Source organism: Sphingomonas antarctica (genome assembly GCF_965137005.1).
Classification (GTDB): domain Bacteria; phylum Pseudomonadota; class Alphaproteobacteria; order Sphingomonadales; family Sphingomonadaceae; genus Sphingomonas_O; species Sphingomonas_O antarctica.
Map to the genome: position 1 here is coordinate 286435 of NZ_CBCRXM010000002.1, position 23983 is coordinate 310417.

Consider the following 23983-nt stretch of genomic DNA (forward strand, 5'->3'; position numbering starts at 1 on the left):
GCCATTATGCGCCTTCCCGAATGCCGGAGGCGGCGCGTTCGGCGCGCATCTGGTCGCGTTGTTCGACCAGATGCCAGGGCAGTTCCTCGAACACGTCCTCGAACATCGTGTCGAAGCTCTGGTGCATGCCGTGCCCAAGAATGCCGTTTTTCTCGGCCTCCTTCTGCGCGGCCTTTACGGTCTCGGCGAGTTCCTGGTCCTGCGCGTCATGCTGCTCGAGCGACCATTCACCGAGACCGATGAGGTGGTCGCGAAGGCGCGCGATCGGATCGCCGAGCGGCCATTTGGTCGCTTCGTCGGCGGAGCGGTACGCACTCGGGTCGTCGGAGGTCGAATGTCCTTCGGCGCGATAGGTGAAATGCTCGATCAGCGTCGGCCCGTGATTGGTCCTCGCGCGCTCGGCAGCCCAGGCGGTGGCGGCGTAGACCGCCAGCGGATCGTTGCCATCGACGCGCAGGCCGGCGATGCCATAGCCCGCAGCGCGTGCGGCAAAGGTCGTCGCCTCGCCGCCCGCAAAGCCCGCGAACGAACTGATCGCCCACTGATTGTTGACGATGTTCATGATGACCGGCGCGCGATAGACCGTGGCGAACATGCACGCGGAGTGAAAATCGCCCTCGGCGGTCGACCCTTCGCCGCACCAGGTCGCGGCGATGCGCGTGTCGCCCTTGGCGGCCGAGGCCATCGCCCAGCCCACGGCCTGCGGATATTGCGTGGCCAGATTGCCGCTGATCGAAAAGAACGCGCCCTCGATCGTCGAATACATGATCGGCAGCTGGCGCCCCTTCAGCCGGTCGCCCTTGTTCGAATAAATCTGGTTCATCATATCGACCAGGGACCAGTCGCGCGCGATCAAAATGCCCTGCTGACGATAGCTCGGGAAGCACATATCGTCGCGCTGCAGGGCGAATGTCGCACCGACGCTGACCGCCTCTTCGCCCGTCGACTTCATGTAGAAACTGGTCTTGCCCTGACGCTGGGCGCGGAACATGCGGGCGTCGAACGCGCGGGTCAGCGCCATCGAGCGCAGCATCTTGCGCAGCGTGTCGGGCGACAGGCGCGGATCCCATGGGCCGATCGCGCGTGCATCGTCATCGAGCACGCGCACGAGGCCATAGACCATGTCGCGCATCTCGGCGGCGGGTGCGGCGCTGTCGGGACGCGGGGTCTGTCCCGCCGGGAGCACGCCGATGTCCGAGAAATCGGCCTCGTCACCCGGGCGATAACGCGGCTCCGGAACATGCAGTGTCAGGGGCGCCAGATTGGGGCGCGGCGAATCGGCGTTCAAATCTCTCTCCACGGATAGCCCAATGGACCGGACCGCTGCGGAGTTCCAGCCACCGCCATTTGCCACTTGCAAAGGCCCATGGTGCGGCGCAGCATGCAGGAACGGATTTACGAGTCCTTCGTTCATTGAGGCGAAAGGTCGTTGTTGATGAGTATGGCAGTTTCTGGTCAGTTTTCGGGGGTTCTTGATAAGGATCAATCGACACCCCGTCGAATCGCCTTGATCGGAAACGCTCTGCCGCGTCGTTGTGGCATCGCAACATTCACGACCGACATCTTCACTGCCTTTCGCAATCGTTTTCCTGACATCGAGATCGACATTTGGGCGATGAACGATCGGCCCGATGGTTACGATTATCCGGCAGAGGTCGTCGGCACGATCGATCAGGACGATCGCGTCAGCTATTCGATTGCCGCGCAGGCCATCACGGCGTCGGGCGTGGACATGATATGGCTGCAGCACGAATACGGCATCTTCGGTGGTTCGGCGGGCGAGCACATCCTTTATCTGCTCGACCAGACCGATTTGCCGCTGGCGACACACGTCCACACGGTGTTGTCCGATCCCGACCCCGATCAACGGCGCGTCATGGAGCGTCTGGTTGCGCGGTCGGCGCGCCTGATCGTCATGAGCACGCTCGGCCGCGACCTGCTGATTTCGCATTACGGCGCGCGCCCGGATCAGGTCGCGGTGATCCCGCATGGCATTCCCGACCGTTCGTTCGGCGAGACGGCGACGATGAAGGCGCGGTTCGGTTTCGGTAACCGCCCGGTCATTTTGACGTTTGGTCTGTTGTCGCCGGGCAAAGGCATCGACACGATGATCGCGGCAATGCCGACGATCGTCGCGGCCCAGCCCGATGCATTGTACGTGGTGCTCGGCGCGACGCACCCCAATCTCGTCGCGCACGAAGGCGAAGCATATCGCGACCGCCTGATTGCGCAGACCGAAAAGCTGGGCGTGTCGGACAATGTCCGCTTCATCGACGCATTCGTCGAAACCGACGAATTGCTCGATTATATCGCAGCTGCCGATATTTACGTGACGCCGTATCTCAACCCGGCGCAGGTGACGTCGGGCACGCTGGCTTATGCCGTCGGGCTGGGCAAGGTGGTCGTCTCGACGCCCTATGTTCATGCGCGTGAATTGCTCGCCGATGGAGTTGGCGAGCTCGTGCCGTTCGGTGACAGCGCGGCATTCGCCGACATAATCTCGGGATTGCTCAGCGATCCGGCGCGGATGGCGACGCTTGCGGCGCGGACCTATGCGCTGGGCCGCACGATGATCTGGCCGCGGCTGGCCGAAGCATCGCTCGCGGCCTTCTCCGGTCTGGCGGGGCCGAAGATCGCAGCGCCAAAGGTGTCGAGCCCGATCATGCGGACGATCGGCACGGCGGCGATCACGCGGATGACCGACGATACCGGCATGTTCCAGCATTCGCGGCTCGGCGTGCCCGACCGGGCGCATGGCTATTGCATCGATGACAATGCGCGTGCGCTGATCTGGGCCGTGCGCGCCACGGGCGTCGAGCCGGAAAAGCGGGCCAAATGGCTCGCAACCTATTCCGGGTTCATCGACGGCGCGTGGAACCCGGCGCTCGCGACGTTCCGCAACTTCATGGCGTTCGATCGCCGCTGGCTCGAGGATCGCGGTTCGGATGACAGTGTCGGTCGTACCATGTGGGCGCTGGGCGTAACGGCGGCGGAAAGCGATGATGCCAGCCTGCGCGAATGGGCGATGGGGCTGTACGAGCAAGCCTTGCCAACCGCGGCGAAGATCGAGTCGATCCACGCGCGCGCCTTCATCATCCTGGGTGGCGCGGCCGTGCTGGCCAAAAGCGAGCATCGTTTCACGCGTCAGTTGCTCGAGCGGTTTGCGGGCGAACTGGCCTCGCTGGTTGCAGCGGAACGACGGCCCGATTGGGCATGGTTCGAAATCGTGCTGGCGTATGACAATTGCCGCCTGCCCGAAGCGCTGATCGCAGCGGGACGCGTGCTCGACCGAAAGGACTGGGTGCAGACCGGCCTCGCGACGCTCGACTGGATTGCCGAAAAGCAGACGTCCGAACGCGGTCATTTCCGTCCAGTCGGACATGAAAGCTTCGGTCGCGAATATGCCGAGCCGTTGCCGTTCGACCAGCAGCCGCTTGAGGCCTGGGCGACGATCGACGCTTGCGCCGCCGCCTTGTCGGTGACCAACGATGCGAAGTGGCGCGACCGCGCGCTGTCGGCGTGGCGCTGGTATCTTGGCGACAATGACGTCGGCGTCCCGCTGGGCGATCCGGCGACGGGCGAATGCTTTGACGGCCTTCATCCGACTTGCGTCAATCGCAATCGTGGTGCGGAATCGATCCTGTCGTTCCAACTCGCGGCGCAAGCCATGGCGGCAATCATGCCGCGCGAAAACCGCGCTTTGCACTTGGCGGCTGCGTAACAATCCGCCACCACGGTGGGGATGCTCAAGATTTACCAGCCGCCGCTGAAGCTCCGCGCCGATCCCTCGCGCGTTGTGGTTCGACCGTTTCACCTGCCGCGCACGCCCGAGCAGGACCGAACCAAGCGTATCTTCGACGCCGTCCGTGCCATGGACATGCGCACCGCGCGCGCCGAGCTGTCGATCGTCCAGCGCGATTTCGGGATGCGCCACTGGCAGACGCAGAAGGTCTTTCTCCACCGCTTTGCGCAGGTCGCGACGGATATGGGTATCGATACCGAAAGCGTGCGCGAGGAAAAGCGCCTGCTGATCGGCGCCTATCTGTGTCACGAATATAGTTATGCCGCCGCTGCGCTGATGAACCCCAGCGTGACGAAGCACCCCGACCAGACCGGTCTGGCGCCAGGCAGCATGCGCTTCGTCATGTCGCTGCGGGCGGTAGGCGAGGGTCACATCTCTTCGGTCGCGTTTCGCGAAGGTATTGTCAGCGAGCGTGAAATCCAGCTCATGCCGCAACCGCCCTTTGCCACCGCCGCCAATTCGCACGGACATCTGGCGGAGGATTTCGAAGGGGCGGTCACCATCCGTCGCAACGACGACAGCACCTTGTCGGGCACCGTGTTGTTCCCCGTCACGGCGGCACAGCGCAACGGTCTCGAGGATTTGCGCATTACGCATTTCACTCATGACGATGGCGAAGGCGAGTGGCTGGGCACCTACACCGCTTATTCGGGGCGCGAGATTCAGTCCGAAATGTTGCGGACCAAGGATTTCCACAAGTTCGACCTGATACCGATGCAGGGTCGCGCCGCCCGCAACAAGGGCATGGCGTTGTTCCCGCGCATGGTGAACGGCAAATATATGATGATCGGCCGGCAGGACGGCGAGAATCTGTACCTGCTCCAGTCGGATGAGCTCGGGCATTGGGACGATGAGGGCATCCGCATCCTCGGCCCGCGTTTCCCGTGGGAACTGGTCCAGATGGGCAATTGCGGTCCGCCGATCGAACTCGACGAGGGTTGGTTGCTGCTGACCCACGGCGTTGGCGCGATGCGCAAATATTCGATCGGCGCGGCGTTGCTCGACAAGAACGATCCGTCGAAAGTGCTCGGCCGGACGTTCGAGCCGATCATCTCGGCGGCGGACGAGGACCGCGAGGGGTATGTTCCCAACGTCGTCTACACCTGCGGCGCAATCCGTGTCGGCGACGATCTGTTCATGCCCTATGGCGTTGCCGATTCGAGCGTTGCATTCGCCTTCGTGCCGATCAAGGGACTACTTGAATCGATGTAATGGAGCGGTCTGAATGGCGATGATGGCGGCACTCGCGCTGGCGGCAGCAGCGGGCGGAATTGGCGGAGCCAGGGTGGACGATCCGTATATCTGGTTGGAAGACCCCTATGCGCCCAAGGCCTTGGCGTGGGTCGAGGCCGAAAATGCTCGCACCCTTGCCATTCTTGAGAAAGATCCCGGCTATCAATCGCTGTTCGACGATGCGCTGAACATCGCCGAGGCGACCGACCGTGTGCCCGCGCCGAGTCTGGTCGGCGGGCAGGTGACCAATTTCTGGCAGGATGCGGGGCATGTGCGCGGCATCTGGCGAACCACCAGCGTCGCCGGTTACGCGCAGCCGGTCATCGCCTGGCAGACCGTGCTCGATCTCGATGCGCTCAGCACGGCTGAGAAGGCGAATTGGGTGTGGAAGGGGGCGCAGTGCGAGCCGATCAAGGAACAGCGCTGCTTGCTGAGCCTGTCCGACGGCGGCGAGGATGCGACCACCCAACGCGAGTTCGACCTGACCACCGGGCAGTTCGTGCCGGAGGGTTTCGTTCTGCCTAAATCGAAGCAGGGCAATGCCTGGGAAGACGCGGATACGCTGCTGGTCACACGGGACTGGGGTCCCGGTACGATGACGAAGTCCGGTTATCCCTTCGTCGTCAAACGCCTCAAGCGCGGTCAACCGCTCACTGCCGCAGTCGAAGTGTTTCGCGGGACGGAGGACGATGTCGGCGCGGGTGCGCGCGTGCTGGTCGATGCGACGGGCAACAAGGCTGTGCTGTTCGGACGCGACGTGGATTTCTTCAACAACGAGCAATCGATCCTGACGCCGCGTGGCATCGTGCGTCTCGATATGCCGAAGAAGGTGCACATCTTTGGGATGCTCGATGGCCAGATCGTTTTGCTGACCAATGAGGATTGGGCGGGCACGCCGATCAAGGCCGGATCGCTGGTGTCGTTCGATGCCAAGGCGGCGATGGGCGGCAAACCTGTTCCGACGTTGATCTTCGCGCCCAATGCGCGCCAGTCGGTGGATTCCGACAGCGTCGATCTGACCAAGAGCCGCGTGCTGGCGACGATCAACGACAACGTCCGCGGGCGGATCATGGCGTTCGGCCGCAGCGGCACCGGCTGGACCGGCACGCGTCTGCCGCTGCCCGACAATGCCGCGACTTACCTGGTCTCGACCGATCGGACGAGCGACGTGGCTTACCTCAACGCGACCAGCTTTCTGTTGCCGTCGACGATCTTCCAGGCCGATGCGGCCGCGGGCACGGCGACGTCGCTGAAGGTTTCGCCCGCACGGTTCGATGCGTCGGGGCTGGTCAGCGAGCAGTTTGAGGCGATATCTAAAGACGGCACTCGCGTGCCCTATTTCATCGTTCACCGTGCGGGTCCGGCGCCAAAAGGTGGCTGGCCGACGATCCTCGACGCTTATGGCGGCTTCGAAGTGTCGAACACGCCGAGCTATCGCGGCATTACGGGCAAGCTGTGGCTCGAGCGCGGCGGCGCCTATGTCCTCGCCAACATCCGCGGCGGCGGGGAATTCGGTCCCGCGTGGCACGAAGCCGCGCTCAACATCAATCGCCAGCGCGCCTATGATGACTTCGCGGCCGTCGGCGAAGATCTGGTCAAGCGCGGTTTCACCTCGAAGCCGCGCCTCGGCATTACCGGCGGCTCGAATGGCGGCTTGCTGATGGGCGTCGAGCTGACCCAGCGCCCGGACCTTTGGTCGGCGGTCAACATCAATGTGCCGCTGCTCGACATGATCCGCATCTCGAAGATCGCGGCCGGGGCGTCGTGGCAGGGCGAATATGGCGATGTCGCCGCCGATCCGGCGGTCCGCGCTTTCTGGGACAAGGTGTCGCCATACCAGCAGCTCAATGCGACATCGAAATTGCCCATGCCGTACATCTTCACTACCACCAAGGACGACCGTGTCGGTCCCGGCCATGCGCGCAAATTCGCGGCGCGGATGAAGGAACTGGGCCTGCCCTATCTCTATTATGAGAACACCGAGGGCGGTCACGGATCGGGTGCCAACCTCAAGCAGACCGCGCGGACCAACGCGCTGCAGATGGTCTATTTCAAACGTCAGTTGATGGAGAGTGCGCAATGACGACACGTCGCGAAGCCTTGGGCGGGATCGCCATGGCCACGGCATTGGCCACTCCGGCCGCGGCTGCCGTTCGTCGCCGGGCGGCGGTCAAGCCAGCGAAGACCGCGGCGCGCATCGTGCTCGATCAGGCGGGGCAGGAATTGCTGCGGCTGAACCCGCAATATGCGACGAGCCTTGGCCTCGACACCGGGCGGAATGCCGATCTGCGGGCCAGGCTCGACGCCGCCGATCCGGGAATCGACCCGCGCTGGGTCAGCGAAATCGACGGCATTCGCGCGCGCATCGGGCGGCTCGACAAGACGCGGTTGAGCGCCATCGAGGCGGCACAGGTCGGCACGCTCGATTACGCGGCGGAGAGCGCGCAGATCGGTCGGCGTTTTGCGTACGGAAATGACGGGTCGAAGGGCTTGCTCAACGGCCCCGCGCCCTATGTCGTCAGCCAGCAGGACGGCGCGGTGACGTCGATTCCCGAATTTCTCAATTCACAGCATCCGGTGAAGACGCGTGCCGACGCCGAGGCCTATCTGGCGCGTATCGCCGCCTTTGCACGGTTGCTCGATAGCGAAAGCGCTCGGTTCACGGCGGATGCTACTGCGGGCGTGACGCCGCCGAGCTTCATTGCCCGGAACGCGCTCGGTCAGTTGCAGGACTATCGCAAAGTCGCGGCGTCGGATCAGCCGATGGTCCAGTCGCTCGCCAAGCGTGCGGCGGCGGCGGGCATCGCGGGTGACTGGCAGGGACGTGCGACGGCGGCGGTCAATCAACTCGTCTATCCCGCGCTGGATCGCCAGATCATCGCTTTCACGCGCGCGACACGCAATTCGACCGATGTGGCGGGTGCGCAGCGTCTGCCCGACGGCGAAGCATTTTATGCCTGGGCGCTGCGTTGCGGCACGACGACGAGTGCGAGCGCGAGCGAAGTCCACCAGACCGGGCTGCGTCAGAATGACGAGATCAAGGCGCGCATCGACGCGATCCTGCAAAGCCAGGGGATGACGCGCGGATCCGTCGGCGAACGCGTCGTCGCGCTCAACAGCCGCCCGGATCAATTGTTCAGCAATGACGATGCCGGTCGCGCTCAGGTCATAGCGTACATCAAGGGCAAGATCGCCGCGACGCGCGCGCTAACCCCGCGCGTCAGTCACCTGAAACTCCGCGCACCGGTCGATGTGAAGCGCGTGCCGCCCGACATTCAGGACGGTGCGGCTTTGGGTTACATGCAGCCCGCCGCACTCGACGGGTCGCGCCCGGCGATTTATTATGTGAACCTCAAATCGACGTCGCTCTGGCCTAAATACCAGCTGGCGACGCTGTCGGCGCATGAGGCGATTCCCGGGCATAGCTGGCAGTTCGCGTATCTGGCGGAGAATGGCGGGGATACACCTATCGTGTCGTCGATGATCGGCAACAATGCCTTTGTCGAAGGCTGGGCGCTCTATTCCGAACAGTTGATGGACGAGATGGGGCTGTACGCCAATGACCCGCTCGGTCGCGTCGGTTATCTCCAGGCGCAGCAGTTCCGCGCGTGCCGTCTGGTCGCCGACACCGGGCTGCACGCCTTTGGGTGGAGCCGTGACAAGGCGGTGGACTTCCTGGTTCAACAGACCGGCAAGGGCCGCGACGCGATGACCAGCGAGATCGACCGTTATTGCGCGTCGCCGGGGCAGGCGTGCGGGTATAAGATGGGCCACAACGCCATCGTCGCGCTGCGCGACAAGGCCCGCGCAAGATTGGGGGCGCGGTTCGATCTGGCGAGCTTCGACGACGCGCTGATCAAGACCGGCGGCGTGCCATTGGCCTTGCTTGATGGCGTGGTCGATAGCTGGATGCGGGGCCGGGGTTAAGCGACGGTCTGTTCGATCACGCCAAAAATCGGGTGGTGACGTTCGTCGTCCATCGTGATGCGGACGGTGTCGCCCGATTTGAGGAACGGCGTTTCTGCTTTGCCGCGCAGGATCGTTTCGACCGTGCGGACCTCGGCGATGCAGCTGTAGCCCAGGCCACCTTCGCTGATCGGCTTGCCGGGGCCGCCATCGCTGTCGCGGTTCGACACCGTGCCAGAGCCGACGATCGTCCCGGCGCCAAGGCTGCGCGTCTTTGCGAGATGCGCGATCAGCGTGCCGAAATCGAAGGTCATATCGACGCCCGCATCGGCGCGACCGAACGCCTGACCGTTGAGATCGACGGTCAGGCACCCATGCAGCTTGCCGTCGCGCCAGCGGTCGCCGAGCGCGTCGGGGGTGACAAACACCGGCGACATCGCGCTGGCGGGTTTCGACTGGAAGAAGCCGAACCCCTTGGCGAGTTCGCCGGGGATCAGGTTGCGGAGCGACACGTCGTTGGTCAGCCCGACCAGGCGGACAGCCGCGAGGGCTTCCTCGCGGCTCGCGCCTTGCGGTACGTCACCGGTCACGACCACGACCTCCGCCTCGCAATCGCAGCCCCAAGCTTCGTCCGCCAACGGTATGGCATCGCGCGCGCCGAGGAAGCCGTCGCTGCCGCCCTGATAGACCAAGGGGTCGTGCCAGAAACTGTCGGGCATTTCCGCGCCGCGCGCCTGACGGACCAGCTGAACGTGGTTCACATAGGCCGAACCGTCGGCCCATTGATAAGCACGCGGCAACGGGGCGGCGGCGGCGTGTTCGTGAAAGCGCTCAAGCGGGATCGCGTCGTTGCGGACGTCGATGGCCAGCGCTTGGAGGCTGGGCGCCACCCGGTCCCAATCGTCGAGCGCCGCCTGCAGCGTCGGGGCGATGTGCGCGGCGTCGGCATAATAAGCGAGATCGTCCGACACGACGACAAGGCGGCCGTCACGGCCCGATTTGAGTGAGGCGAGTTTCATGAGGGATGGCTTAGGCGAGCCTTTGCCGCGCGGCAAACCATGGCACTTGACGCGAACGTAAACCGCGCCGCATGACCCTCCGCAAAGGAGAGGATTTCATGTCGCTCGATAATCTTGCCCGCTCGGCCTATTCCGAGGATCACGAGGCGTTTCGCCAGACCGTCCGCCGCTTCATGCAGGAGGAAATCGCCCCCAACGCCGCCAAATGGCAGGAGGACGGCATCGTTCCCAAGTCGATCTGGCCCAAGGCGGGCGAACTCGGTCTGCTGTGCCCGACGGTTCCCGAAGAATATGGCGGGCTGGGTCTCGACTTCGGCTACAATGCCATCGTCGATGAAGAGGGCAGCTATTATGGCGGCGCGGCGACCGGCTTCTCGCTCCACTCCGACATCGTCGTGAACTACATCATCAGCTACGGCTCCGAAGAGCAGAAGCGCGAATGGCTGCCCAAGATGGTCGCCGGCGAGGTCATCACCGCCATCGCCATGACCGAACCAGGCACCGGTTCGGACCTGCAGGGCATTCGCACCACCGCCAAGAAGGACGGCAACCATTACGTCATCAACGGCAGCAAGACGTACATCACCAACGGCCAGAATGCCGATCTGGTGCTGGTCTGCGTCAAGACCGACACCGAGGTTCAGCCGGCCTATAAGGGCGTTTCGATCGTCCTGGTCGAAGCCGACCGCGAAGGGTTCAAGCGCGGGCGCAAGCTCGACAAGATCGGCATGGACGAGGCCGACACGTCGGAGCTGTTCTTCGAAGACGTGCGCGTGCCGATCACCAATTGCCTGGGCGAAGAGGGCAAGGGCTTTATCTATCTGATGTCCGAACTGCCGCAGGAACGCCTGTCGATCGCGGTTTCGGCGCAGACGTCGGCGCAGAAGGCCTATGACATGACCGTCGAATTCTGCCGCGACCGCAAGGCATTCGGCAAGCCGGTGATCGATTTCCAGAACACGCGCTTCACGCTCGCCGACCTGAAGTCGAAGCTGCAGGTCGGTTGGGCGCATCTCGACTGGGCACTGACGCGGTTGCTGGCCAAACAACTGACGCCCGAGGAAGGCGCGGCGGCCAAATTGTGGCACACCGAATTGCAATGGGAGACGGTCGACAAGTGCCTCCAGCTGCATGGTGGCGCGGGGTATATGAATGAATACCCCATCGCCCGCATGTGGCGCGCCGCGCGCGTGACGCGGATTTTTGGCGGCACCAACGAGATCATGAAAGAGTTGATCGGGCGGAAGCTCTAACGGTCACTTCGCCGCCTTCACAGCGGTGATCGTGCGCGCCGCGGTGTAGCCAAGATATCCCGTCCCAAACAGCGTCCACAAACTGTCCGGAATGCCGCGCAGATACATGTTCATCGCGTCACCAATGGCCTTGGCCGTGCCCGGTTGGGCGGCGCCGATCAGGCCCATCGGGATCGCCCACAAGATGATCGCGTACATCACATAGAGGAAGGACGGGCGCGCGCGGCTGGTCCACGGATCAGTGCTGTTGGCCTCCGCGACGATGGCGGTAAGTTGTGTACGGACGGTGTCGAGCTCCTGCGACCCTTCGAGTTTGAGCAGTTCGAGTTTGGCCGCGTCGCGGGCCTTGGGATCGGGGATGATCTTGTCGATCAGCCCGGCAATCGGGCTGATCAGATTGTCGAGAATTGGCATCGAAATCTCCTGAAACTTTAGTCTAACTTTAGCCCTGAAACGCGTTGCTCAGCTCAACCGGTTGGCGAGCCAGCCATAGAGAAAGGCCTCGTTGGCCGGGCGGCGCTCGGCGAGGTGAAGGTAGCGCTCGCCCTGCAGCGCCTCGAGCGCCTTGAGCAGCACGGTTTCGCCATGCGGGGCGCGCAATTCGAGGAAAGCGGTCAGCGCGGCGAGCGTGGCGTCATCGATATGCGTGGCGGGTGGCAAGTCCGCAAAGTCGCGACCGCCGCGATTGAGCGCGTTCAGCGCGCGCTGAAGGAATCCGATCGCCACCGCCGGCCCCATATTGACGCCGGTGTCGAACAATTCGGCGGCGATCAGCGGGGCGAGCGGCTGCACCCGGTCGATTCCGGGCCGGGACCAATAGCTGCGTCGATAGACCGCCACGGCAAAGTCGCGCGGCAGATCGCGCATCGCCCCGGTCCAGCCCGCGGCACGGGCGATGGCTTCGCTAATGCCCCATTTGGTTGGGCCACCGCGATCGGCGGGATGGTCCGAATAGCCGCCCTCACGGCCGATCACGTCGTCGATAAGCTGGTCGATGGTCATCGCGGTTCCTTCCGAGTCGGAAGGAACATTCCTAGAACATTTCCTATTTTGGAAGCACTTTCTTTGCGCCAACTTGCGCCGAAAGCCCCGCTCCCCTAGTGGCCCGCGTTCGGTCGGGACGTAGCGCAGCCTGGTAGCGCATCACACTGGGGGTGTGGGGGTCGCAGGTTCGAATCCTGTCGTCCCGACCAACACGCAGCGCGCACGCCTGCAACGAAGTTGCAGTCGAGACGCGCAAGCGCGGCCAGCCAAGCGTAGCTTGGTCTGACGACGCGGCTTTGCCGCGGCGCTCTTGTTAGAAGAAGAAGAAGCTGCACCCCGGATCAAGTCCGGGGTGACGGGTGCTTGTTGACACAGGCGGCGGCAAACCCCCCACGCTTGCCCCCTTGCCCCCCTCTGCTACGCTCGCCGCACGACGCGAGGGAGAGCGCATGACCACCGACGAGACGGCCCCCCGCGCGGGCGGCGCCTATGCCTGGTACGTGCTGATCGTGCTGTTCGCGGTGTATGTCCTCAACTTCGTCGACCGGCAGATTCTCAGCATATTGGCCAAGGACGTGAAGCGCGATCTGGGCTTGGACGATGCCGATATCGGGTTTCTGTTCGGCACTGCATTCGGGGTGTTTTACTCCCTGTTCGGCATTCCGCTCGGGCGACTGGCGGACAATTGGAACCGGGTGCGGCTGATCACGGTGGGCCTCGCCATCTGGTCGGCGATGACCGCGTTTTCGGGGCTGGCGCGGAATGGCGCACAGCTCACCGCTGCGCGCATCGGCGTGGGGATCGGCGAGGCGACCGCGAGCCCATGCGCCTATTCATTGCTGTCGGACTATTTCCCAAAGAACCGCCGCGCGTTCGCGCTGGCAATCTATTCATCGGGCATTTTCGTCGGTGGCGGCATGTCGTTGTTCATCGGCGGGGCGATCGTCGACAGATGGAACGCCGCTTACCCGGCGGGGCATTGGGGCCTGGTCGGATGGCAAGCAGCATTCATGGCGGTGGGCATCCCGGGCCTGATCCTCGCATTGCTCGTTGCGACGTTGCGCGAGCCGAAGCGAGGCGCGGCGGAGGGGCTGGTGACGCCGGTATCCTCGACCCCATTCAAGGATTTCGGCGCGGAGCTGGTGGCGATCATCCCGCCGTTGACGCTTATCGGTGCGGCACGGCGCGGACCGGTGGCGCTGGCGATCAATTTGGCTGCATTCGTCGCGATGTGCGTGATCGTGTGGTTCCTGGTTCACGCGACCGGGGACTTGTACCAATGGCTGGCGGTCGGCGGAGGGGCTTATGCCGTATTTTCCTGGGCGAGCACGCTGCGGCAGCGCGATCCGGCGACCTTTGCGCTCATTTGGGGCACGCCCGCCTTCCTCGCCACCGCGCTGGGCTACGGGCTGATCTCCTATGTGTCGTACGGCGTGGCGGCGTTCGGTGCGCTGTATGCGGAGACGGTGCTGCATCAGGACAAGACGACCGTCGGCCTGTTCCTTGGCGGCGGCGCGGCGGCGGGCGGCTTCATCGGCATCGTCGCGGGCGGGCGGCTGGCCGACTGGCTGAAGGCGAATACCAAATGGGGGCGTATTCCGGTGATCATGATCGGTTGCCTGTTGCCGATCCCGATGCTGATTTACGCCTATTCGACGCCGAGCCCGCTGGCATTTTACCTCGTCAGTTTCGTGATGAGCGGCTCGGCTTCGGCGGCGCTCGGGCCGGCGGGGGCGACGACGCAGGATCTGGTCCTGCCGCGGATGCGCGGGACGGCGACGGCAACGTTCTTCATCGCGACGACGCTCGTGGGCCTCGCACTGGGGCCATACATGACGGGTTTCGTGTCGCGCGCGACGGGCGATTTGCGAACGGGCATTCTGACATTGCTGATCGTGGCGCCGCTGTCGCTTGGCTGTTTGCTGTTCGCGTGGCGGCGGCTGCCCATGGCGGAGGTCACCCTCATCGAGCGCGCCCGGGCGGCGGGGGAGCCGGTATAATGGCATCATTATTGCATCCGATTTGCGTCTTATAGCCTCCACGCTCTTTTCACCGGCGTCACGACCGGCAATCGCATCGCCCCGATGACAGATAATTTGCAGGACGCCGCAGACCTCACCAAAAGCGCGATCGCCGCGCTCGACCGTGCGGAGGCCGACGTGCCCGCCGCGATGCTCGACCATGCGCTGCACATCATCAACGAATTGATCGAGACGCGCAGCCGGGCGCGCGCTGCCGCCAACTAAGCGGCGAGCAATGCCTCCATGGCGTCGAAGGTCTTGTCGGTCAGCGTCAGCGAATCCGAACGCCGTCCGCGCCGGATCATGCCCCGCGTTTCCATCAGCGCAATGTAACGCGGCGTGGTCCGTGCGCTGATCATATCTTCGTCGGCATCGAGCCCGGCGGCGCGATGGACGAACAGTTCGAGGAGCAAATTCCACACCGGATCGCCGAACAATTCTGGACCGAACGCCGTCGCGCGTTGTCGGTTGAGGCGGATCTCACGCAGCGCGCGTTCGACCGCGGCTTCGTTGGGCCGATCGTTGCGCCCGAGGATACGCTCGTGGATCATATGAGTGGTGACCAGCTCGGTTCCGACCCACGCCTCTGCGCGCGCTGAAAATGCCGCTGGCAGCCGACGATCAGGATCAGCAGCATGGGATAGGCGATCAGCGACACCGCGCGCTGGTAACTCCAGCCCGGTAGGTCGTGAATATAGGCGCGCACCCCTTGGAACGCGACCGCGACGATGTGCAGCGACGCCAGCCACATCGGCCAAAAGCGGTTGGCGCGTAGGGCGACCGCGATCAACCCGACCAGCAAAGCCAGGTCGATCAGCGTCACGCTGAGTTCGACATGCTCATAGCGCCGACCAAGGTTTTGCGTTGCGAACCCGGCCAGTGCGGCGAGCAGCATCATCACCGCCACCGTCCGCTCCGGCGCCGCGCCCCTGACGAGCGCGAAGCCGCAAGCGGATAGCAGAACGATGTTGAAGATGATGACGTTGGTCATGGTCGCGTCGTCAGACAGTCATACGCTCGGGCTGTTGTTCCAAAGCTGCTTGTTTCGGCGGAATTTTGGGGTCTTCGTCGCCGAACGAGATGACCGGCAGGCCGATGCCTTCGCGGACCGCATCGAGCGCGCGATGCGCCGAAACAGTGTGCCCGCGCGCCGCGATGACCGCCGCTACGGCTTGGCCGACATGGCTGAGCGCATGCTGTCCCGTCTGTGCGGGCAGGCTCGCCGAAACGCGTGCGCGGGGCAAAGCCGCCGCCAGTTCGGCGCCAGCGGTAACCGCCGCGTCCATGGCCGCTTCCATGCGCTGCAACATCTGCGCGACGCTCAGCGCCGCATCCATCTTCGCTTCGATCATTGAAATCCCTGCCCTATTTGGGAGAGACGATCGCCGACACCACATCGCTGACCAGTTTCAGTCCGTTGGCCAGCATCCCGAAGGCGATTGCCATCGCCAGCGGGAGGATGATCAACCAGACCAGTCTGGTCCCGATGCTTAAATCGTTGCCGTCTTCCCCGTGTCGCCTCAGCGGAAGCCGGAATGGAGTGGACCGGTTGACGGAAGGTTGACCGCGAAGGTCGACCGCCGCTTCAGCAACCGGGCCACCGACATGGTCGGCCGCCACGGGCAGTGTTGCCGCGGGCAGGGGTGTCGCCGCCAGATGGACAGGGTCACCTGTGATCCGGTCGGATGTGCTTTCATGCGCGGCGAGGGCGCGCGCGGCATCGATTCGCGACGTTACACCCAGCGTGCGGACGGCGCGCTCGATCGCCTGGTCGATCGCGTATTTGGACTTGCCGAGGTCGCGCGCAATCTCCTTCGACGTCTGGTGCCGGAACGTCCGGCGCAGACAATCGCGCTGATAATCGCTGAGTCGGTCGAAGTCCGGATCCCCCATGCGCTCAAGCTTAAGCGCATGGGGGCGTTAATCACAAATCAGCGGCGGGGATTGCCGCCATACGGTTACCAAATGTGGACGCGCTGTTCGGGCGCGAGGTACAAAGCTTCGCCCGGCTTCACGCTAAATGCCTTATACCAGGCGTCAATATTCCGAACGACGGCGTTGACGCGCGCCTTTTCGGGGCTGTGCGGATCGGTCAGCAATTGTTCGCGCACCGCGCCCTCACGCCGCATCCCGCGCCACACCTGCGCATAACCGAGGAAAAAGCGCTGATCGCCGGTCAGTCCGTCGATCACCGGCGGTTCGCCATGCGCGGCGACATATTTGCGCCACGCGCCATAGGCGGTTTCGACGCCCGACAGATCGCCGATATTCTCACCCATGGTCAGCTTGCCGTTGATGTGGATACCGGGGATCGGCTCGATCGCGTCATATTGTGCGCCGAGCATCGTGGTACGCTGGCCATATTTTGCGGCGGCGTCCTCGCTCCACCAATCCTTCAATTGGCCGAGGCCATTAAAGCGCCGGCCCTGATCGTCGAACCCGTGGCCGATTTCATGGCCGATGACCGCGCCGATCGCGCCGTAATTGACCGCGGGATCGGCATTCGGATCAAAAAATGGCGGCTGGAGAATCGCCGCGGGGAAGGTGATCGAATTGTTCGGTGGGTTGTAATAGGCGTTCACCGTCTGCGGCGACATGAACCACAATGACTTGTCGACCGGCTTGGGGAAACGCTGCAGCTGCAGGTTCCAGGTAAAGCGCTCGCCGCGCACGGTATTGCCCAGCAAATCGTCGCGCTTCACGACATAGGTCGAATAATCGATCCATTTGTCGGGATAGCCGATCTGCGGGGTAAAGGCGGCGAGCTTGGCATCGGCCTGTGCGCGCGTGGCGGGGTCCATCCAGTTGTTCTGTGCGATCCGGTCCTTGAGCGACGCGCGGATGTTGCTGATCAATTCATCCATCTGCGCCTTGCTGGCGGGCGGGAAGTATTTGGCGACATAGACTTCGCCAACGGCTTCGGGCAGCTGCGCATTGACGACCGCGACGCCGCGTTTCCAGCGTTCGCGCTGTTCCTTCACATCGCGCAGCGTGACCGAATAGAAATTGAAATTGGCGTCGTCGAACGCCTTGGGCAATTGCGTCGCGTGCGTGCGGATGAAGTGGAAGGCGAGATAATCCTTCCAAGTCGACAGCGGCACGCTGTCGAGCAATTTGCTGGTGTCGGTCAGTTCGCTCGGCTGACGCACCACGATGCGCGCCGGCGTACCCAGACCACGCGCGGCAATGTAGCGCGCCCAATCATATTGCGGGGCCAGCGCCTGAAGTTCGGGGATGGTCAGACGATTGACCGACTGCGTCACGTCGCGGCTGCGCTCCGGTGTCCAGTGGGCATTGGCGATCTGGGTCTCCAGCGCGATCACACGGTCGGCGCGCGCGTCGGGCGTGCTGAACCCGGCGAGGCCCAGCATCGTGCTGACATAAGTGCGATAGGCGGCACGGAAGGCCGGGAACTTGCCGTCGGCGCGCAGATAATAATCGCGGTTCGGCAGGCCCAATCCGCCCTGCGCCACACCGACGGTGTAACGCGTCGGATCATCGGGATCGGCGGCGACGCCCACGCCTGCGGGCGCAGTATAAGATGGCGTCGCGAACAGCGCGATAAGGCCGGCACGGTCCTTCACCGCCGCGACGGGATCGAGATAGGGTTTGAGCACCGCAGTGCCGCGCTGCTCGATCGTCGCCGTGTCCATCCAGCTGGCCCACAAATCCGCGATCTTGGCTTCCTTGGTGCCCGCCGCCGGGGCGCCCAGCCCGCCGACGATGTCGCGCACCTGCCGCTCACTGAGCAGTGCCAGATCCTGAAACGATCCGGTCACCGTCTGATCGGCGGGGATCACGGCGGTTTTGGCCCAGGCACCGTTGGCGTAATCCCAGAAATCGTCGCCCGGCTTTTCGGCGATATCGCGTCCGGTCAGATCGACGCCCCAGGTGCCGAGTTGCGGCTTGGTCGGTGCGGCAGATTGCGCCGACAGCGCAGCGGGAAGGGTCAGCGCGCCAATCAGCAGCGCGGCACGAAAGCTTTTGGTCATCGGCGATCCTCTGAATTATTATGGCGGCAGGATTAGCAGCGCGGCGAGGCGGGACAAGGGGTTAGCCGGCAGCGGCGACGATCGCGGCCCAGGCGGCTTCGTCGATCGTCTCGACGCCCAGTTCCGCCGCTTTCTTCAGCTTCGATCCCGCGCCGGGGCCATACACGACAAGGTCGGTCTTGGCGCTGACCGAGCCCGCGGTGCGTGCACCCAAGGCTTCGGCCTGCGACTTGGCTTCGTCGCGGCTCATCGTTTCGAGGCTGCCGGTGAACACGACGGTCTTGCCGGTCACGGCCGAGGCGCGGACGTCGGCGATGTAGGGTGGGGGCGAAACTTCGTGCAGCAGATCGTCCCACGCCGTGCGGTTGTGCTCTTCGTGAAAGAATGCACCGAGCGCCGTTACTACCGCGGGCCCAATGCCGTCGATGGCAGCCAAGCGCGCGCCCGCGTCCATTATGTCATCAAATGAGATAGTGCCTCCCGGCGTCGTCGACGCTCGCTCTGCAGCAGTTCTCAGATCTTCGAGCGTCACAAACTCTTTGAGCAGGTCACGTGCGGTCACCGCGCCGACGTGACGGATGCCCAGCCCGAACAGGAAGCGCGGACCCTCAGGCGCGCGCTTGGCTTCGATCGCCGCGAGCAGACCATCGACCGATTTTTCCTTCCACCCCTCGCGCGTCACCAATTCGTTGCGATGCGCCTTGAGGCGGAAGATGTCGGCGGGTGAATGCAGCCAGCCCAGCGAGACGAACTCGACGATGGTCTTTTCGCCCAGCCCCTCGATGTCCAGCGCACCGCGCGACACGAAATGCTTCAGCCGTTCGATGCGCTGTGCCGGACAGATCAGCCCGCCGGTGCAGCGGATATCGACTTCGCCTTTCTCGGCGACTGCCTCGGACTGACATTCGGGGCAGTGGTCGGGAAACTTATAGGCGGGACGGGCTTCGTCGCGGGACAGGATCTCGACGACTTGTGGAATCACGTCGCCGGCACGCTGGATCAGCACGCGGTCGCCCGGGCGGGCACCCAGTCGCGCAATCTCGTCCTTATTGTGCAGCGTGACGTTGGACACGACGACGCCGCCGACAGTGACGGGTTTGAGGCGTCCGACGGGAGTCAGCTTGCCGGTGCGCCCAACCTGAATGTCGATCGCCTCCAGCACCGTTTCCGCGCGTTCCGCGGGGAATTTGTGCGCGATTGCCCAGCGCGGCGCGCGTCCGACGCTGCCCAGCCGCGACTGCCAGTCGAGCCGGTCGACCTTGTAGACCACGCCATCGATATCGAACGGCAAATCGGCGCGTTGTTTCTCGATGGCGCGATATTGGGCGAGCGCCTTGTCCAGAGGGGCGGCGGCCTGAAATTGCGGGGCGACGGGGAAGCCCCAGTTTTTCAGCGCGGCGACGATTTCGGACTGCGTGTCGCCGGGCAGCGCGTCGGCCTCCCCCCAGCCCCAGGCGAAGAAGCGCAGCGGGCGTGACGCGGTGACAGCCGCATCCTTCTGCCGCAGCGATCCCGCCGCCGCATTGCGCGGATTGGCGAACTGACGCGCCTTTGCGGGATCGTCGGCCTCGGCGAGCAGCCGGGCGTTGAGCGCGGCGAAATCGCCCTTGTCCATGTAGATTTCGCCGCGGACTTCAAACGTCCCTGTCGCCCCGGCGGAGGCCGGGGCCGCTTCGAACTGTCGCGCTCCATCGCCAACGGCCCCGGCCTCCGCCGGGGCGACGAGACGTTGCGGAATATCCCCTATCGTAAGGACATTGGGCGTCACGACCTCGCCCACCGCCCCGTCGCCACGTGTCAGGGCCTGGACCAGTTGGCCGTCTTCGTAACGCAACGAACAGGACAACCCGTCGATCTTGGGCTCGGCGGTGAGGAGAATTTCGGCGTCTTCGGACAGATTGAGAAACCGCCGCACCCGCCCGACGAACTCGACGACATCCTCGTCCGCAAACGCGTTGTCCAGGCTGAACATCGGCCGCGCATGCGCCACCTTGGCGAGCGGCGAGGTGGTCGGCGCGCCAACGGTTTTCGACGGCGAGTCCGCACGAATCAGATGCGGAAACTCCGCTTCCAGCGCCGCATTCTCGCGCATCAGCGCGTCGTATTCCGCGTCCGAAATCTCGGGCGCATCCTGATCGTGATACAGCTTATTGTGCCGCGCGATGTCCTTGGCGAGGCGCATCAGGCGATTGGCTGCTTCGGCTTCGGTCACGCCGGTGTCTTAAGGCGAGGGGCGCGCCGCTGGCAACGCGCCCCTGCCGGTCGGTTACTGTTTTTTGAGCGTATATTCGTCGGTCGTCGCGGACTTCAGATTGGTCGCCTTCAACGTCATCGTCGTCGCGTCGACGGGTGTGTAGGCATAGGTGCCGATCGCCTTGCCGCCGACATAGTCGGTTTCGACAAAGCCCGCGCCCGCTTTGATCAGCGCGACCGTCGCGCCCGCCTTGTCGCCGACGAACGGCACCTGCGGCCCGCCCAGCTTGGCGGTGTAATGTTCGCCGGTGCCCAGCGTCATGGTCACCACATCGCCGGTCATGCTCATCGTCGCGGTGAGGTTTTCCTCGGCGATCTGCGCGCCGTCATTGACGCCGACCCACGATCCGCTGGTCGCGTGCGTGCCGGCGGGTGCCGGACCGACGCGCTTCGCCATGCTGGTGCTGGTGATCGACTTGCCTGCAGCATTATCGGCCGAGGTGCTGGTGAAACTCAGCATATTGCCATCGGCGGAGGTGGCGACCTTGGTGCTGCTGATCAGCACGCCCTTGCGATAGCGCGACCATTCGATGGTGTTGGCATCGACGACCTTGACCGCGCCGGCGTCCCAATAATCGCGATCTGCGACGGGATGCGGCTTGCCGTCGGCTGGCATCTTGTACGGCGGGGTGCAGGATGTGCAATCGTACACACCGTCCTTGATCGAGAAGACATCGGGCTTGGTGGACAATTTGGCGGTGGTGGCATCCGCTTTCCACAATCCGTCGATCGGGCTGGCGGATATGGCGGGCGCGGACACGGCAACGAGCAGGCCGCACAATGCGGCGTTAAGGCGGTTCATCAAAATTCCCCTGGTTCGAAAATGTGCGTTCGATTCTAGGGCGACCCATTGGCAGAATAAGCGCGCCGCCAAATTCGCGCAAATGGATTCAAGCGCTTACCAACCGTGCCGCCTGTGCCCGCGCTTCATCGGTCACTTCCGCGCCCGACAGCATCCGCGCGATTTCCTCGCGCCGTTCGTCCTCGGCCAGCACGCGCAAATTGGTGCGGGTGACGAGGCCGTCGCTGTTCTTGGCGATGAGCAGGTGTTCGCTGCCACGCGCGGCAACCTGCGGGCTGTGGGTGACGACGATGACTTGACGGCCGTCGGCGAGCCGCGACAGCCGATCGCCGATCGCGCTGGCCACCGCGCCGCCCACGCCGCGGTCGATTTCGTCGAAGATCATCGTGGCTGCCGCGCCTTCTTCGGCGAGCGCGACCTTCAGCGCGAGGATGAAACGCGACAATTCGCCGCCGCTGGCTATGCGCGTCATCGCCCCGAACGGTGCGCCGGGGTTGGTCGAGACTTCGAATTCGACGCGGTCGGCACCGGCTTCGCTCTCGGGTCCGGCGGCGATGGCGGTGCGGAAGCGTGCGGCGTCGAGTTTGAGCGGGGCGAGCTCGCCCGCGACCGCCGCATCGAGTTTCTGCGCGGCGGCGGTGCGCGCGGCGGTCAGCTTGACGGATTCGCCGCGATAAGCCTCCTGCGCCGCGCGGTGCGCCGCTTCGAGCCGCGAAATGCCGGCGCCGCCGTCCTCGATCGCCGACAGCCGCGTGCGCAATTCATCGGCCAGCGCCGCCAGATCGTCGGGCTGGACGCGATGTTTCCGCGCCAGCCCGCGCAGGTCGAACAGCCGCGCCTCGTCCGCCTCCAAACGCGCCGGATCGAACGCCAGCGCGCGCGCCGCGTCGGCGAGATGTTCCTCGGCCATCGCCGCCTCGATGATCGCGCGGTCGGTCGCGGCGAGAGCTTCGGCCAGCGCCGGGTGATCGCGCGCCACGCGGTCGAGCGCGCGGGCAGCGGCGCGCAGCTTGGTGAGCGCACCCTCCGGCCCCTCGGTCAGCGCGGTGATGTCGTCGATCTCGCCCGCCAGCCGCTCGCCCTTTTGCGACAGTGAACGCGCGTCCGCGAGCGTGGCTTCCTCGCCGGGCTGCGGACCGAAACCGTCGAGTTCGCCCACCGCATGCGTTAGCCAGTCGCGATCCGCTTCGGCATTGGCGAGCGCATCCCGCGCCGTCGCGAGTTCGGCGGCGGTCGCGCGCATCGCCGTAAACGCCGCTGCGGCCAAACAAACGTCGATCCGCCCGAAACTGTCGAGCAAGGCGCGATGCCCGGCGGGCGCGAGCAGTCCGCGATCGTCATGCTGGCCGTGAATTTCGACCAGCAGCGCGCCGAGGTTGCGCAACAGGCCCGCCGACACCGGCTGGTCGTTGACGAAAGCGCGGCTGCCGCCATCGGCCTTGACCGTGCGGCGGATGGTCAGCGGCTCTCCGGCTTCGACGGCAATGTCGTGATCGGCCAGCCAGTCGGCGGCACCGGGCGCTTCGAAGCTGGCGGAGACGCTGGCCTGCGCCGCGCCCTGCCGTACCAGCCCGCCGCCTGCGCGCATGCCCAGCGCCAGGCCCAAGGCGTCGAGCAGGATCGATTTGCCCGCGCCGGTTTCACCCGTGATGACGACCAGTCCGCTGGAAAAATCGAGGTCGAGCGCCTCGATCAACACGACATCGCGAATGGCCAGGGATTGGAGCACTTGTGCTGCTTAGCGAAGAAGAAGGGCCACCCCTAGCCCCTCCACGAAGGCGTGGAGGGGAACGGGACGCACGTTGACCGGTCATATTCCCCTTCAGCCCTTGCTGGAGGGGTTAGGGGTGGTTCTTGCTTACTCAGGCCGGATGCTTCTGCATCAGCGCATAAGCCCGCTCATACCATTTCGAGCCCGGATAGTTCGCACCCAGGACGGCGGCGGATTTCTTGGCCTCCTCGGGAATGCCGAGTGCCAGATAGCTTTCGGTCAATCGCTCGAGCGCTTCGGGCGTGTGCGTCGTCGTGTCATATTCGTCGACGACCTTGCGGAACCGCAGCGTGGCGGCGATCCATTGCGAGCGGCGCTGATAGTAACGGCCGACTTCCATTTCCTTGCCGGCAAGGTGGTCGCGAACCAGATCGACCTTCAGCCGCGCATCGACGGCATAGCGCGTGTCGGGATAACGGCGGATCAATTCGCCCAGCGCATCGAGCGCCTGTTGCGTGATTTTCTGGTCGCGCGTGACGTCGGTGATCTGTTCGTAATAATCGAGCGCGATCAGGTAATAAGCGTAGGACGCGTCCTTGTTGCCCGGATGGATCGACAGGAAGCGTTGCGCGCCGTCGACCGATTTCTGGTAATCGTGGCTGAGGTAATAGCTGAACGCCGACATCAACTGCGCGCGGCGCGCCCACACCGAATAGGGATGCTGGCGCTCGACCTCGTCGAACAGGATCGCCGCCTCCTGATACCGGCCGCGGTCGAGCCGGTCCTTGGCGGTGGAATAGAGCGTGTCGACGTCGCGCGCGACAAACGGCAGGTCGCCCTTGGGACGTTTGCCGGCGCACGCGGACAGCGAGCCGAGGACCGCAATCGCGGCAATGGCGGCCCATGGCCGGGTAATCTTGAACATCGGATAGCCCTCTAACGAGCGCCCATCGCAGCGCCAAGTGAAACCCGCGATGAACGCCGCGCTTGCCTTTGCGTGACCTGAC

20 protein-coding genes and 1 tRNA gene are annotated in these 23983 nt (G+C 64.3%); 8 read left to right on the plus strand and 13 right to left on the minus strand.

Translation table 11 applies throughout. From position 1 onward, the window contains the following. Positions 1 to 4: 4 nt before the first annotated feature. Positions 5 to 1288, minus strand: a complete 1284-nt coding sequence (locus ACM9ME_RS03545; protein WP_415642052.1) for a thiamine pyrophosphate-dependent enzyme — start codon at positions 1286 to 1288, stop codon at positions 5 to 7. A gap of 327 nt (positions 1289 to 1615) precedes the next feature. Here ACM9ME_RS03545 and ACM9ME_RS03550 point away from each other — a divergent pair, with 327 nt between their 5' ends. Genes ACM9ME_RS03550 through ACM9ME_RS03565 form a run of 4 tightly spaced genes read left to right on the plus strand, consistent with a single transcriptional unit; the run spans position 1616 to position 8962 of the window. Further along, on the plus strand, positions 1616 to 3721 hold the full coding sequence (locus tag ACM9ME_RS03550; protein ID WP_415642053.1) for a glycosyltransferase family 4 protein: 2106 nt from the start codon (positions 1616 to 1618) through the stop codon (positions 3719 to 3721). Between the two features lie 21 nt (positions 3722 to 3742). Further along, entirely contained in the window at positions 3743 to 5014 is a 1272-nt protein-coding gene (locus ACM9ME_RS03555) for a glycoside hydrolase family 130 protein (protein WP_415642054.1), read from the plus strand. 13 nt (positions 5015 to 5027) lie between these two features. Beyond that, positions 5028 to 7118 (plus strand): prolyl oligopeptidase family serine peptidase, encoded by a 2091-nt coding sequence (locus tag ACM9ME_RS03560; RefSeq protein ID WP_415642055.1) that lies wholly within the window; start codon positions 5028 to 5030, stop codon positions 7116 to 7118. After that, positions 7115 to 8962 (plus strand): DUF885 domain-containing protein, encoded by a 1848-nt coding sequence (locus ACM9ME_RS03565; RefSeq protein WP_415642056.1) that lies wholly within the window; start codon positions 7115 to 7117, stop codon positions 8960 to 8962. The genes ACM9ME_RS03560 and ACM9ME_RS03565 overlap by 4 nt, the downstream gene beginning before the upstream one ends. Here ACM9ME_RS03565 and ACM9ME_RS03570 read toward each other — a convergent pair. Beyond that, the gene (locus ACM9ME_RS03570) at positions 8959 to 9960 is read right to left on the minus strand and encodes a fumarylacetoacetate hydrolase family protein (protein WP_415642057.1); all 1002 of its coding nucleotides are present in this window, start codon (positions 9958 to 9960) and stop codon (positions 8959 to 8961) included. The genes ACM9ME_RS03565 and ACM9ME_RS03570 overlap by 4 nt on opposite strands. 98 nt (positions 9961 to 10058) lie before the next feature. Here ACM9ME_RS03570 and ACM9ME_RS03575 point away from each other — a divergent pair, with 98 nt between their 5' ends. Then, a complete protein-coding gene (locus ACM9ME_RS03575) occupies positions 10059 to 11213 on the plus strand; it encodes an acyl-CoA dehydrogenase family protein (RefSeq protein WP_415642099.1) in 1155 nt (384 codons plus the stop codon). A 3-nt stretch (positions 11214 to 11216) separates the two neighbouring features. On the opposite strand, the gene ACM9ME_RS03580 is transcribed toward ACM9ME_RS03575, so the two are convergent. Next, positions 11217 to 11627 (minus strand): holin family protein, encoded by a 411-nt coding sequence (locus tag ACM9ME_RS03580; RefSeq protein WP_415642058.1) that lies wholly within the window; start codon positions 11625 to 11627, stop codon positions 11217 to 11219. Between the two features lie 48 nt (positions 11628 to 11675). Beyond that, positions 11676 to 12215, minus strand: coding sequence for a glycoside hydrolase family 108 protein (locus tag ACM9ME_RS03585; RefSeq protein WP_415642059.1), 540 nt, complete (start codon positions 12213 to 12215; stop codon positions 11676 to 11678). Between the two features lie 114 nt (positions 12216 to 12329). Here ACM9ME_RS03585 and ACM9ME_RS03590 point away from each other — a divergent pair. The 3 genes from ACM9ME_RS03590 to ACM9ME_RS03600 all read left to right on the plus strand — a co-directional run bounded on the left by ACM9ME_RS03590 (position 12330) and on the right by ACM9ME_RS03600 (position 14443). Then, positions 12330 to 12406 (plus strand) — tRNA-Pro (locus ACM9ME_RS03590). A gap of 240 nt (positions 12407 to 12646) precedes the next feature. Next, positions 12647 to 14197, plus strand: coding sequence for a spinster family MFS transporter (locus ACM9ME_RS03595; protein ID WP_415642060.1), 1551 nt, complete (start codon positions 12647 to 12649; stop codon positions 14195 to 14197). An 84-nt stretch (positions 14198 to 14281) separates the two neighbouring features. Continuing rightward, positions 14282 to 14443: a hypothetical protein gene (locus ACM9ME_RS03600; protein ID WP_415642061.1), complete on the plus strand. Its 162-nt coding sequence runs from the start codon at positions 14282 to 14284 to the stop codon at positions 14441 to 14443. On the opposite strand, the gene ACM9ME_RS03605 is transcribed toward ACM9ME_RS03600, so the two are convergent. The 9 genes from ACM9ME_RS03605 to ACM9ME_RS03645 form a co-directional block, all read right to left on the minus strand. Further along, positions 14440 to 14769, minus strand: coding sequence for a hypothetical protein (locus ACM9ME_RS03605; protein ID WP_415642062.1), 330 nt, complete (start codon positions 14767 to 14769; stop codon positions 14440 to 14442). The two genes, ACM9ME_RS03600 and ACM9ME_RS03605, sit on opposite strands and share 4 nt — an antisense overlap. Beyond that, positions 14766 to 15209, minus strand: coding sequence for a hypothetical protein (locus ACM9ME_RS03610; RefSeq protein ID WP_415642063.1), 444 nt, complete (start codon positions 15207 to 15209; stop codon positions 14766 to 14768). The genes ACM9ME_RS03605 and ACM9ME_RS03610 overlap by 4 nt, the downstream gene beginning before the upstream one ends. A 10-nt stretch (positions 15210 to 15219) precedes the next feature. Further along, positions 15220 to 15570, minus strand: a complete 351-nt coding sequence (locus tag ACM9ME_RS03615; protein WP_415642064.1) for a hypothetical protein — start codon at positions 15568 to 15570, stop codon at positions 15220 to 15222. 13 nt (positions 15571 to 15583) lie between these two features. Further along, the gene (locus ACM9ME_RS03620; protein ID WP_415642065.1) at positions 15584 to 16111 is read right to left on the minus strand and encodes a hypothetical protein; all 528 of its coding nucleotides are present in this window, start codon (positions 16109 to 16111) and stop codon (positions 15584 to 15586) included. 65 nt (positions 16112 to 16176) lie between these two features. After that, positions 16177 to 18210, minus strand: a complete 2034-nt coding sequence (locus ACM9ME_RS03625) for a M13 family metallopeptidase (protein ID WP_415642066.1) — start codon at positions 18208 to 18210, stop codon at positions 16177 to 16179. Positions 18211 to 18271: 61 nt separating this feature from the next. Then, positions 18272 to 20392: an NAD-dependent DNA ligase LigA gene (gene ligA / locus ACM9ME_RS03630; RefSeq protein WP_415642100.1), complete on the minus strand. Its 2121-nt coding sequence runs from the start codon at positions 20390 to 20392 to the stop codon at positions 18272 to 18274. Between the two features lie 84 nt (positions 20393 to 20476). Continuing rightward, a complete protein-coding gene (locus ACM9ME_RS03635; protein ID WP_415642067.1) occupies positions 20477 to 21265 on the minus strand; it encodes a hypothetical protein in 789 nt (262 codons plus the stop codon). A gap of 88 nt (positions 21266 to 21353) precedes the next feature. Continuing rightward, a complete protein-coding gene (recN, locus tag ACM9ME_RS03640; RefSeq protein WP_415642068.1) occupies positions 21354 to 22994 on the minus strand; it encodes a DNA repair protein RecN in 1641 nt (546 codons plus the stop codon). 133 nt (positions 22995 to 23127) lie between these two features. Beyond that, complete coding sequence (locus ACM9ME_RS03645) at positions 23128 to 23901, minus strand: outer membrane protein assembly factor BamD (protein ID WP_415642069.1); 774 nt, start codon at positions 23899 to 23901, stop codon at positions 23128 to 23130. Between the last annotated feature and the right edge of the window lie 82 nt (positions 23902 to 23983).

Coding starts and splice junctions, on each gene's coding strand:
- ACM9ME_RS03550 (WP_415642053.1), top strand. CDS start 1,616: ATGAACGATCGGCCCGATGGTTACGATTATCCGGCAGAGGTCGTCGGC.
- ACM9ME_RS03555 (WP_415642054.1), top strand. CDS start 3,743: ATGCTCAAGATTTACCAGCCGCCGCTGAAGCTCCGCGCCGATCCCTCG.
- ACM9ME_RS03560 (WP_415642055.1), top strand. CDS start 5,028: ATGGCGATGATGGCGGCACTCGCGCTGGCGGCAGCAGCGGGCGGAATT.
- ACM9ME_RS03565 (WP_415642056.1), top strand. CDS start 7,115: ATGACGACACGTCGCGAAGCCTTGGGCGGGATCGCCATGGCCACGGCA.
- ACM9ME_RS03570 (WP_415642057.1), bottom strand. CDS start 9,960: ATGAAACTCGCCTCACTCAAATCGGGCCGTGACGGCCGCCTTGTCGTC.
- ACM9ME_RS03575 (WP_415642099.1), top strand. CDS start 10,059: ATGTCGCTCGATAATCTTGCCCGCTCGGCCTATTCCGAGGATCACGAG.
- ACM9ME_RS03580 (WP_415642058.1), bottom strand. CDS start 11,627: ATGCCAATTCTCGACAATCTGATCAGCCCGATTGCCGGGCTGATCGAC.
- ACM9ME_RS03585 (WP_415642059.1), bottom strand. CDS start 12,215: ATGACCATCGACCAGCTTATCGACGACGTGATCGGCCGTGAGGGCGGC.
- ACM9ME_RS03595 (WP_415642060.1), top strand. CDS start 12,647: ATGACCACCGACGAGACGGCCCCCCGCGCGGGCGGCGCCTATGCCTGG.
- ACM9ME_RS03600 (WP_415642061.1), top strand. CDS start 14,282: ATGACAGATAATTTGCAGGACGCCGCAGACCTCACCAAAAGCGCGATC.
- ACM9ME_RS03605 (WP_415642062.1), bottom strand. CDS start 14,769: ATGATCCACGAGCGTATCCTCGGGCGCAACGATCGGCCCAACGAAGCC.
- ACM9ME_RS03610 (WP_415642063.1), bottom strand. CDS start 15,209: ATGACCAACGTCATCATCTTCAACATCGTTCTGCTATCCGCTTGCGGC.
- ACM9ME_RS03615 (WP_415642064.1), bottom strand. CDS start 15,570: ATGATCGAAGCGAAGATGGATGCGGCGCTGAGCGTCGCGCAGATGTTG.
- ACM9ME_RS03620 (WP_415642065.1), bottom strand. CDS start 16,111: ATGGGGGATCCGGACTTCGACCGACTCAGCGATTATCAGCGCGATTGT.
- ACM9ME_RS03625 (WP_415642066.1), bottom strand. CDS start 18,210: ATGACCAAAAGCTTTCGTGCCGCGCTGCTGATTGGCGCGCTGACCCTT.
- ligA (WP_415642100.1), bottom strand. CDS start 20,392: ATGCGCCTCGCCAAGGACATCGCGCGGCACAATAAGCTGTATCACGAT.
- ACM9ME_RS03635 (WP_415642067.1), bottom strand. CDS start 21,265: ATGAACCGCCTTAACGCCGCATTGTGCGGCCTGCTCGTTGCCGTGTCC.
- ACM9ME_RS03645 (WP_415642069.1), bottom strand. CDS start 23,901: ATGTTCAAGATTACCCGGCCATGGGCCGCCATTGCCGCGATTGCGGTC.